Below are 11,584 nucleotides of genomic sequence, written 5' to 3'. Positions count from 1 at the left end.
CCAGATCAAGACCGTTTCGGAGCGATGACCTTGCGAAAAGTGAGGGAAAATCTTCTGCTTCGGTCTGTCCTAACTCCATTCACGATATCCGATTTGCGAGCCGGAATTTCATAGGTCCAGCCGTAGCGACCGGAATCTCTCAGCAAGACGCCGGAGCGAGGTTGAAGCAAAACACCGCACGCGGCTGGTCCGCGCACATCGCGGAAAACCATCTCACATGCGGATAGAAGGCTTATCGACACGATTGTATCGTCAAAACAGGGAACACAGTCGATGTGTGCGCTGATGCCCTGGCCCGGAAGATACTCGTTCGCAATCACCTGGTCCGGCAAATTTCGGCAATATCCTTCCGTAACCAATCGCTCAGCGAAGATACCGAGCCACTGTGGCAATGGCCCGAGATAGGCATCTGGGGTAACAGTGCGCGCTTTATAGTCGTAGCGATAACCGAAATGCTGCACACGGCGCTTCAACTCAGTGCTCCAAGCACCGTTATCCAATATGGCTGCGAGGGTGGCTTCCTCTCGGGGGAGACGAAGGCGTCGAAATACATGACGCCTGGCGGCAAAGGGGATGCACCGACATGATTCATTTGCGTGCGCCCTCCATCGACTTGAAATAAACAAGCTCGGCAGATGGCTACATCGGAGCTATCAAAAGCATATGATAGGGAGAGCGAATGACCGGAAGACCCCGCTTTATGAATGGGAAGCCACCACATAACCAATTCACTAGATAATTGATTTGAGAGAAATGGTGCCCGGAGGCGGATTTGAACCACCGACACGCGGATTTTCAATCCGCTGCTCTACCAACTGAGCTATCCGGGCACTTCAGGTCCTTGAAGAACCTCCGCTTTTGGCGGGCGGGGCCGTTTGGTGCCCCGAAAGTGAGCGGGGTTATAACATCTTGTTCGGACATGGCAAGCGCCATAGCGAAGTTTTTTGACAGTTTTTTCACGGCGGCTGTGGATGGCTGGAATGCGTGTCCGGCAGAGGCCGGATCCTGGCTGGAAATCCACTCTCCGCCATCAGCCGGGCCTGATCGGCGTTCGACGGGCGGACGCGTTCGGAAAGGGTCGCAAGGTTACGAGAGGGCACAGCGTGGGGCGGCTATGCCCCTTCACTGCGCCGCGCGGCAAGGCCAAGCGCGAAAGGCACCACGGCCACCAGCGCCGCCATGACGGGCGAAGACGCGAAGATGCGGCTGGCAAGCGAGGTGACGGCGACGGAGCGCACCACCGTCATCAGTCGGGAATTCTCGCGGTCGCGCTCATGGTGGGGCTGTGCGGGTCTGTGACGGGAATGTTGGGCCGCCTCCAGCCGTTTGACATCGCGGCGGATCTTGTCGACCTGTTTGCGAAGCTCGTCCAGTTCGGCGCGTAGCGCCGGGTCGATGATATTGGCGGCACGCGTTCTCCTCGCTGCGGGTTTTGCCACCTTTGCTTCGGCGGCCACAGCCTCGGCCTCTTCGTCCAGTTCGGCCAGTTCGTCGTCAAGGTCGGATGGCTTGTCGAAACCGTGGGATCGCAGTGGTGCTTTCATCGCTGTCTCCTGAGGCGTGCTGAATTGCGGCGGCGGGCGTCTTTCGCCCGGTCACGCCCTTTCAACGCCTCAGCCGGGCAAAGGATGCACGGAAAGCGGCATAATAAAACAGGCCCCGAAGGGCCTGTTCAGTAATCTCTCCGGAAACCTTACGCCGCCTTGGCGGCGCTGGCGTAAGGATCGAAACGACCGTAGAAGGTTTCGCCCTTGGCGGCCATCTCCTTCAGGAGCGGCGTCGGCTTGAAGCGTGGGCCATAGGCCTCGCTGAGCTTTTCGGCCAGCGCCACGAAGGTCTTCACGCCCATACCGTCGATGTAAGACAGCGCACCGCCGGTGTAAGGCGCAAAGCCGAAACCGAGGATGGAGCCGACATCGGCCTCACGCGGATCGGTGACGATGCCTTCTTCCACCGTGCGGGCGGCTTCCAGAGCCACCGTGACGAGGAAGCGCTGTTTCAGCACTTCCATATCCACATCCTCCGGCTTCTGTTGCGGATAAAGATTTTTCAGGCCGGGCCAGAGGGACTTCTTGGCGGGCTTTGGCGGGTAGTCGTAAAAGCCCTTGGCGTTCTTGCGGCCAAAACGGCCCTCGCCTTCCACCAGTTTCTTCACCAGCTCCATATGGCGCGGATCGACGGCCTTTTCGCCGAGATCGGCGACGGTGGCTTTGAGGATCTTGTAGGAAAGATCGATCGCCACCTCGTCATTCAGCGCCAGCGGGCCGACCGGCATACCGGCGAATTTCGCGGCATTTTCAATCATGGCGGCGGGTACGCCTTCGATCAGCATGTCGTAGCTTTCGGCCATGTAGCGCAGCACGCAGCGATTGACGAAGAAGCCGCGCGTATCGTTGACGACGATCGGCGTCTTCCTGATCTTCGCCACGTAATCGAGCGCGACGGCCAGCGCCTTGTCACCGGTTTCCTTGCCGAGGATCACTTCCGTCAGCATCATCTTCTCGACCGGCGAGAAGAAGTGAATGCCGATGAAATCGGTCGGGCGCTTCGAGTTCTTCGCAAGCCCGGTGATCGGCAAAGTGGAGGTGTTGGAGGCGAAGATCGCGCCTTGGGGCAACACGGCTTCCACGGCCTCGATGACGGCCTTCTTCACGTCGCGGTCTTCGAAGACAGCCTCGATGACGAGATCGGCATCGGCGAGCGCCTTGTAATCCGCCGTCGGAGTAACGAGGTCGAGCAGGGCCTTGCCCTCATCCTGCGTCAGCCTGCCCTTGCCGATGGCCGCCTTGACGCTTTCCTCGCAATGGCCCTTGCCCTTGTCCGCCGCTTCCTGATCGCGATCGACCAGCGTGACGGGGATGCCGGCTGCGGCGGTAACATAAGCGACAGCTGCGCCCATGAAGCCCGCGCCGACGACGCCCACCTTCTTGAACTCCGTCTTCGGCTGGCCGGCCGGGCGGCGCGCGCCCTTGCCCAGTTCCTGCATGGAAATGAACAGCGAGCGGATCATGCCGAAGGCTTCCTTCGAGCGAAGGATTTCGGTGAAATAACGCTGCTCCACCTTAAGCGCCGTATCGAAGGGCAATTGCAGGCCTTCATAGACACATTTGAGGATGGCAAGCGCGGCCGGATAGTTGCCGGCGCTTTCACGACGCAGGATGGCGGGAGCGGCAGGCCACAGCTGGGCTGCGGCAGGCGTCCAGATGCCGCCGCCAGGGGCCTTGAAGCCCTTTTCATCCCAGGGTGCGACCGGCTTCAGGCCGTCCTTGATCATCTGCTTTGCGGTGGCGACCAGCTGATCCGGCTCGACCACCTGATGCACCAGCCCCATGGCCTTGGCGCGCGCGCCGGTCAGCGACTGGCCCGTCGTCATCATCTGCAGTGCCGATTGCGCATCCGTCAGGCGCGGCACGCGCTGGGTGCCGCCGGCACCGGGGAAGATGCCGACCTTGACTTCCGGCAGGGCGATCTTGAGGCTCTTGGCGCTGGAGGCCACGCGGCCGTGGCAGGCGAGCGAGAGTTCGAAAGCGCCGCCCATGCAGGTGCCGTTGATGGCTGAAACCCAGGGCTTGCCATTGGTCTCGATCTTGCGGAACAGGCCCGTCATGCGGCCGACGAGTTCGAACAGCTTTGCCGCCGCCTGATCCGGGTTCTTCGCCTTCTCGTCATTATAGAAGGAGAACATCGACTTGATCATCGAAAGATCGGCGCCGCCGGAAAAGGTGCTCTTGCCTGACGTGAAAACCACGCCCTTGACGGCGCTGTCGGCGACGGTGGCGTCAACAATGGCGTTCAGCTCGTCCATCACTTCAGAGGTGAAGACGTTCATGGATTTTTCCGGCATGTCCCAGGTAACGAGGGCAATGCCGTCTGCGTCCGTCTCGATGGTGAAATTGGTATAAGTGCTCATTTGGGATTCCTCTTCCCTCAAATTTCCCTGCGGTTACGACAGTCCGATTGCGAGGCCGACACAACCGGCCACAAGAACGAGAAACACGATCAAACCCCAACGCTCTGCCCGGAGCCGCCGGACGTGGACGGGAGAAACAGGACGGATGGACGCCCTATGATCCTGTGCCATGTCCTTTTCCAGATTCTGCCGAGCCAGCTGCTGTTCGATCTCGTTCTTGGGTCGCTCGTAAACCTCGCGCCTCATAACCAGCCTCTCAAACGCGCTCGATAACCGTCGCCGTGCCCATGCCCGCGCCGATGCAGAGCGTGACGAGCGCGGTGTTCAGATCGCGCCGCTCCAGCTCATCCAGCACAGTGCCGAGGATCATCGCACCTGTTGCACCCAGCGGATGGCCCATGGCGATTGCGCCGCCATTGACGTTCATCCGCTCGTGGTCGATATCGAAAGCCTGCATGTAACGCAGCACGACGGCAGCGAAGGCTTCGTTGAGCTCGAAAAGATCGATATCGGCAAGCTTCATGCCGGTCTTTTTCAGGAGCTTTTCGGTTACATCCACCGGGCCGGTCAGCATCAGCGCCGGATCGGAGCCGATATTGGCGAAAGCCTTGATGCGGGCGCGCGGCTTTACGCCCATCGCCTCGCCGCCAGCCCTGGAGCCAACCAGCACAGCCGCCGCGCCATCGACGATACCAGATGAATTGCCGGCGTGATGGACGTAGTTGATCCGCTCCACTTCCGGATGCGCCATGATACCGACGGCTTCGAAGCCGCCCATTTCACCCGGCATCTGGAAGGAGGGGTTGAGGGAAGCCAGCGCCTGCATGTCCGTGCCGGGGCGCATATGCTCGTCGCGGTCGAGGATCGTCAGACCGTTTGAGTCCTTCACCGGAATGACTGATTTGTTGAAATAGCCCTTTTCCCAGGCATGCGCCGCACGCCTCTGGCTCTCGACGGCATAGGCATCGACATCGTCACGAGAGAAACCATACTTTGTGGCGATGAGATCGGCCGAAACGCCCTGCGGCATGAAGAAGGCCGGGAAATTGACCGAAGGGTCCATGTACCAGGCACCGCCCGACATGCCCATGCCGACGCGCGACATGCTTTCCACGCCGCCGGCGATGACGATATCGTCCGATCCCGCCTTGACCTTGCCGGCCGCGAAGTTGATGGCATCAAGACCCGAGGCGCAGAAGCGCGAGATTTGCATGCCCGGCGCCCTGTTGGAATAACCGGCCTCGAAGGCGGCGGCTTTCGGGATCACCGCGCCGGCATCCATGACAGGATCGACGCAGCCCATGATGATGTCGTCGACAGCAGAGGTGTCGAGCCCATTGCGGTCGCGGATGGCTTCCAGTGTCTTGGCAGCAAGGCGAACGGAGGGCACCTCATGCAGGCTGCCATCCTTCTTGCCGCGTCCGCGCGGGGTGCGGACATGGTCGTAGATATAAACGTCGGTCATAAACTCTCTCCCTGCGGCGTGTTTACCGCCAACCTTCTCAGAATGCTTCCGCAGCCAGTTCCATCATGGTGTCCGCGCCGGTTTCGATGCGGGCCTTGCGCAGCGCCGTTTCCGGCATGATGCGCTCCATATAAAACTTCGCCGTGACAAGCTTGGTCTTGAGGTAATCCTCGTCCGAAGCGCTGCCGGCCGCAAGCGCTTCGCTCGCGGCTTTCGCCATGCGCGCCTGCATGTAACCCAGCACCACGATGCCGAAGAGGTGCATGTAGTCGGTCGAACCGGCACCGGCATTGTCGGGCTTGGCCATGGCGTTCTGCATGAACCACATGGTTGCGGCCTGCAGGTCGTTCAAACCCTTCTTCAGACCCTTGGTGTAAAGGGCAAGCTTTTCGTCGGCGCGGTTTTCCTCGCAGAAATCGCCGATTTCCTTGAAGAGCGCCATCACGGCACGGCCGCCATTCATGCCGAGCTTGCGGCCCACCAGATCGAGCGCCTGAATGCCGTTGGCGCCCTCATAGATCATGGTGATACGGGCATCGCGGACATATTGACTCATGCCATGTTCCTCGATGTAGCCGTGACCACCGAAGACCTGCTGCGCCATGACAGCATGGTCAAAGCCCTTGTCGGTCAGCACACCCTTGAGGATCGGCGTAACGAGGCCAAGCAGATCGTCTGCCGCCTGCCGCTGCTTTTCGTCAGCGGCGCGGTGGGCGATATCGGATTGCAGCGCGGTCCACAGAAGGAAAGCGCGGCCGGCCTCGTTGTAAGCCTTGATGGTCATCAGCGTGCGGCGGATATCGGGATGCACGATGATCGGATCGGCCTTCTTGTCCGGGAACTTGGCGCCGGAAAGCGAGCGGCCCTGAATACGTTCACGGGCATATTCGACCGCGTTCTGATAGGCGATTTCACCAACGGAGAGACCCTGCAAGCCGACGCCGAGGCGGGCCTCGTTCATCATCACGAACATGGCCGAAAGGCCCTTGTTCTCCGCGCCCAGCAGATAACCCGTCGCGTCATCATAGTTCATGACGCAGGTGGCGTTGCCGTGGATGCCCATCTTGTGTTCGATTGCGCCGCAAGTGACGCCGTTACGCTCGCCAAGCGTGCCGTCTTCCTTCACGAGGAATTTCGGCACGATGAAGAGCGAAATGCCCTTGGTGCCTTCCGGCGCACCTTCGATGCGGGCAATCACCAGATGGACGATATTGTCAGTCATGGAATGTTCGCCGGCGGAGATGAAGATCTTCTGGCCGGAAATCTTATAGCTGCCGTCGCCCTGCGGAACCGCCTTGGTGCGCAGCAGGCCGAGATCGGTGCCGCAATGGGGTTCTGTGAGGTTCATGGTGCCGGACCAGGAGCCTTCGACCATCTTCGGCAGATAGGTTTCCTTCTGCTCCTGCGTGCCATGCACGAGAACGGCGGCAATCGCACCCTGCGTGAGGCCCGGATACATCATCAGCGACAGGTTGGCCGACGACATATATTCGCCGATAGCTGCATGCAGCGTATAGGGCAGGCCCTGCCCGCCGAACTCCGGCGGAACGGCAAGGCCGATCCAGCCGCCTTCACAATAGGCGTCATAAGCGTCCTTGAAACCATCGGGCACGGAGACCGAACCGTCATCGGCGCGCTTGCAGCCTTGGCTGTCGCCGGAAAGGTTGAGCGGGAAAAGCCGCTCCTCGGCAAGCTTTGCGGCCTCGCCGGTGATCGCCTCGATCATGTCGGGGGTTGCATCCTCAAAGCCGGGCAGGTTGTTATACCGCTCCAGGCCGAGAACGTCGTTCAGGATAAAAAGCGTGTCTTTAACTGGGGCCTTGTAAACAGGCATTACCGATGTTCCTCCGCATCGTGGGCGCCGGCGATAATCCGGCCGATATGGGATGACAATATTTGACGTGCGCGTAAACGTCAAACAAATTTCGGCGGAATATCGCCTCCCCTTTTCCGCGGAATGGATGGCCGGCGCTGCTCATGGCTCTCACGCGCCACAAAAGTTAAAAAATTCCAACCATAGTTAACCACTTCTTTACCACGTTTCGTGAATTCTCCCGAAAGAGGTAACTGCTTCGTACTCCGGCGCATTTTCCTCAACGGGGGCAAATACCGGCTCTGGAATTGCTGCATGTTGCGGCGACGGCGTGTTCAGGCAGGCAACGTCGCGACAGATAACCGGGCACGGCGGGCGGAAGCGAAGCGAGCGAAAAGATGAACGGATTGCGATCGAAAAACCAACAGCCAAGCGACAGATCGTCTCTTGATGCTCTCAATCGCACCATTGAAGGCCTTGAAGCCCGTATCGAAGGGTTGATGAGCCAGAAGTTCCCGCGCGACCCTCGGGGTGCGAACGCTCAGGTCGAGCCCAAAACCGAAGCTTATGCCGCGCCCCGCGAGCCACGCGCCAGCGTTACCCCGCCGCAGCTCGACCCCGTGAACGAAATCCGCCAGCGCCAGCGCCTCCTCGAAGCAAGCTTCCAGCGCCCGCAGGAACCCGCCGCCCGCCCGGAACGGACGATTACCAGACCGCTTGCGCCGGAATACCGTCCGAGGGACACGCAGCAGACCGCCGCCGCTCCCGCCCCGCGTGCACGTTCCATCCCGTCCTATCAGGAACCGCAGCGCAACGACGCGGCACTGCAGGAGATTGCGCAGGCGCTCGTCAATCTGCGGCATGAGCTGAAGCACGATATTGCCGAAGGCGTTGCGCGCGAAGCGCAGGGCCTGCGCGCCGAAATCCGCAATATTCGCGCAGTCGCGGAAGACCAGCAGTTCATTGGCGACCTGCGCGACGACATCGCACGGCTGGCCGGCAGCATAGACCAGCTCGGCAATCTGGCATCGCCTGACGCCTACGGGCTGCGCAACGAATTCGAAGACCTGCGCCTGACGATCGACCAGCTTGCGCGCGAAGACAGCGTGCACCGGATCGAAAGCCGCTGGAACAATGTGGAAGACACGCTGCGCGGTTTCGACGCCGGCGCGCTGCAGGATGAGATCGTTTCGCTCGCCTATCGTCTTGATGACATCAAGACTCAGCTTGGCGGCATGAGCAACAATCCGGCCGTGCGCGTGCTCGAAGACAAGCTGATCGCGATTGCCAGCGCCGTGGAGCAGCTCGGCAAGCATATGAAGCCGAACGAGGCCGCCTTTAGCGAGCAGTTTTCCGGTCTCGACCAGCGGCTGGATGAAATCAGCCGCGCCATTGCCGCCACCGGCGCGCGCGCCAATGCGCAGGCAACGGACAATGCGCTGGCGCAGCGGCTGGAAACCCGGCTGAACGGTCTTTCCGAACAGCTCGGCGACATCAACCGCCTTGCCGCCGCAAAGCCGGAACCGACGCTCGATCTCACCGCGCGTCTTGAAGCGCTGGCCGGCAAGATCGATGAGCTCAGCACCGCCCGCGACGCCGCCCAGCTGCACGAGCGGCTGGACCAGCTCTCCCTGCTGCTGGAGCGTTCGCAACGTCCCTCGCAGCAGGCGGAGCTGACATCTTTCCTCAGCGACATTTCCCGTAAGATCGATGCGCTGGATCACGGCGTCGTCAATGACGGTCTGGCCGAACGGCTCGACACGCTGTCGCGCCGGATCGAGGACCTCGATTATCGTTACAGCCAGCCGCAGGCCGCATCCGGGCTCAGCGAAAGCGCCTTTTCGCGTCTGGAAGAGCGGCTCGGCAATATTGCCGCCCGCCTGGACGAGACCGCCCACGCCGCGCCCGCCGACAGCCATGCGCTGGCCAGCCTCGAAAACCAGATCGCCCATCTCTCCACGCTGATCAGCCAGCCGGTGCAGATGCAGGCGACAGGCATGTCGCCGGAACTCGACGCCCGTATGGCGGCGATCGAAGACTACATGGCGTCGAACGATGAATATATCATCGAAGCGGCGCGGCAGGCTGCCGAAGCCGTTCTGGATGCCTATACCCGCAACAATCTCTCGGCCGGCGCAAACATCGCCGACATGACGATGCTGACCGATCTTGCGACCGACCTGCGCAGTCTCGAAGCGCTGAGCCGCAATACCGAAGAGCGCACGCACCGTACCTTCGAAGCGCTGCACGAAACGCTGGTGCAGATTGCCGGCCGGCTCGACAGCCTCGACAACGCCCCCGCTTATCGTAACGAAGCTCCCCGCAACGTCGCGCAGCAGATGGTCGCCCCCGCCCGCGAAGAAGCGCCCATGCCGGCCGCCATCTTCCCGGAGGAAGGCTATATTGCCGAAGAACAGGCCATTCTCGACGACGCCCGCGAAAACGACGCGGCAACGATCGTACCACCTGCTGCCGCAAAGCCCGCAAAAGCGGAAAAGAAAAGCCTGCTTGCAGGCCTGACGAAGCGTTTCAAGACTGGCACGGCGAAGACCGCCAAAACAGCTGAAGAGCCCATATCCGCCTCCTCCACCCGCACCCAGGTCGAGCCCGCTCCCTCGCTCGATCCGATCGATGTGCTGCCCGCAGGTCAGGAGAACGAACTTCTGGAGCCGGGTTCGGGTGCGCCCGATATCAAGAAAATCCTGGAACGCGTGCGCGCCAGCCAGGTGGCCGCCAGCGGCAAGGCTGCGGATGCGGAAGGACGGACGGATTTCATCGCCGCCGCCCGCCGCGCAGCGCAGGCCGCCGCCATGGAAACATCGCCGGAAAAGCTTGAAACCGGCAAGAAGAGCCGCAAGGCCGACACCTCGGCACTTTCCCGCTATCGCCGCCCGCTGCTGCTTGGCATCGGCGCCATTCTTCTTGCCATGATGGCCATGCCGCTCGTCAAAACGCTGATCGGCGGCGCGGAAGCCCCGGCGCCGGTCATCGAGCAGAAGATGGACAATGGCCCGGTTTCAGCACTTCCCGACACCGGCGAAAAGGCCGTCACCATTCCGTCCGATCTCGCCATCGATCCGGAACAGTCGGCATCGGCCGACAGCATCGAAAATACCGCCCCGGCGCAAAACACCATCGATAACCGCACCATAGGCGGTGCGCCGCTGCCGGACGAGCCGCCGGTTGCCGATGTTCCCGTTGTGGATCCCGCAAATTCCGGCGCCGTCGCGCAGAACGAAGCTCCGAAACCGGCCGAAACCGCTGCCCCGGTTGCTCCTGCCCAGGACGCCATCGCGGTTCCCGCTGGCATCGAGCCCGCATCGCTTGCCGAAGCCGCCGCCAAGGGCGATACGCAGGCGCTGTTCGAGATCGCAGCGCGCTACACCGACGGCCGCGGCGTTGCCGCCGACCGTGCGGAAGCGGCAAAGTGGTACAAGCTGGCTGCTGATCGCGGTCTTGCGCCCGCGCAATATCGTCTTGCCAATCTTTACGAGAAGGCGAACGGCGTCGAACGTAACCTTGCCGAAGCCAAGCGCTACTACACGCTGGCGGCCGAACAGGGCAATGCCGGCGCGATGCACAATCTCGCGGTCCTGCAGGCCTCCGACGCGGCCGGTCAGCCGGATTTCGCCGCCGCCGCACAATGGTTCATCAAGGCCTCTGACCTCGGTGTGCGCGACAGCCAGTTCAACCTCGCCATTCTCTACGCCCGCGGCAGCGGCGTGAAGCAGGATATCGAAGAATCCTACAAGTGGTTCGCCATCGCCGCCAGAGACGGTGACGCGGACGCCGCCCAGAAGCGCGACGAAGTGGCAGGGGCCCTGAACCCGCAGCAGCTTCAGAGTGCGAAGGCCAAGGTGGACGCCTGGAAGGTCAAGCCGCTTTCGGAAGACGCCAACAGCGTCAACCCGCCCGAGGAATGGGCCGGCAAGGAGGGTGTGAAGACCGCCTCCGTGGACATGGAAAAGGCGATCCGCAACATTCAGGCGATCCTGAACAAGAACGGTTTTGACGCCGGCCAGCCCGACGGCAAGCTTGGCAAGAACACCGTAACCGCCATCAGGGACTTCCAGAAGTCCGTGGGTCAGACACCCGACGGGCGCATCACCAACGAACTGGTGACCGCGCTTCTCGCCCGCAACAAGTAAGCGTTCTGGAACTGGCGAAGCGGCCCCCCTTGGCCGCTTCCGGGCGACCCCGCGCAGGAATGTGGCGGCCTGCCCACGTACAACCGCTATCTTTCCAAATTATCAACGTATTTACCGTTGAATGTTGACAGGTCAGGCCCTCGCGGGCATGACGGATGAAGGTCGGGCATGCCCGGTCTTTTCAGACAGAAAGTGTAAATCGCGGCGCGGCCCCCTCACCCGGACAAGCCCTGCCGCCCGGAACCATT

Annotated in this window: 6 protein-coding genes and 1 tRNA gene; 1 reads left to right on the top strand and 6 read right to left on the bottom strand. The window is 61.4% G+C overall.

Going from position 1 to position 11,584, the window contains the following annotated elements:
• Positions 1-5: 5 nt before the first annotated feature.
• The 6 genes from AC5I5B_RS13715 to AC5I5B_RS13690 all read right to left on the bottom strand — a co-directional run bounded on the left by AC5I5B_RS13715 (position 6) and on the right by AC5I5B_RS13690 (position 7,209).
• Positions 6-473, bottom strand: coding sequence for an alpha-ketoglutarate-dependent dioxygenase AlkB (locus AC5I5B_RS13715; protein WP_236775436.1), 468 nt, complete (start codon positions 471-473; stop codon positions 6-8).
• 281 nt (positions 474-754) lie between these two features.
• A tRNA-Phe gene (locus AC5I5B_RS13710) sits at positions 755-830 on the bottom strand.
• 282 nt (positions 831-1,112) lie between these two features.
• The gene (locus tag AC5I5B_RS13705) at positions 1,113-1,544 is read right to left on the bottom strand and encodes a hypothetical protein (protein ID WP_003503494.1); all 432 of its coding nucleotides are present in this window, start codon (positions 1,542-1,544) and stop codon (positions 1,113-1,115) included.
• 149 nt (positions 1,545-1,693) lie between these two features.
• Entirely contained in the window at positions 1,694-3,910 is a 2,217-nt protein-coding gene (locus AC5I5B_RS13700; protein WP_060722879.1) for a 3-hydroxyacyl-CoA dehydrogenase NAD-binding domain-containing protein, read from the bottom strand.
• 256 nt (positions 3,911-4,166) lie between these two features.
• The gene (locus AC5I5B_RS13695) at positions 4,167-5,375 is read right to left on the bottom strand and encodes an acetyl-CoA C-acetyltransferase (protein ID WP_060722877.1); all 1,209 of its coding nucleotides are present in this window, start codon (positions 5,373-5,375) and stop codon (positions 4,167-4,169) included.
• A gap of 37 nt (positions 5,376-5,412) precedes the next feature.
• The gene (locus tag AC5I5B_RS13690; protein ID WP_003503500.1) at positions 5,413-7,209 is read right to left on the bottom strand and encodes an acyl-CoA dehydrogenase C-terminal domain-containing protein; all 1,797 of its coding nucleotides are present in this window, start codon (positions 7,207-7,209) and stop codon (positions 5,413-5,415) included.
• 377 nt (positions 7,210-7,586) lie between these two features.
• On the opposite strand from AC5I5B_RS13690, the gene podJ reads away from it, so the two are divergent.
• On the top strand, positions 7,587-11,336 hold the full coding sequence (podJ, locus tag AC5I5B_RS13685; RefSeq protein ID WP_111833720.1) for a cell division protein PodJ: 3,750 nt from the start codon (positions 7,587-7,589) through the stop codon (positions 11,334-11,336).
• Positions 11,337-11,584: the final 248 nt, after the last annotated feature.

It is taken from the genome of Agrobacterium sp. (genome assembly GCF_059499945.1).
The sequence above is the reverse complement of the archived record's forward strand: the minus strand, read 5'-3'. Positions and strand labels throughout refer to the sequence as shown.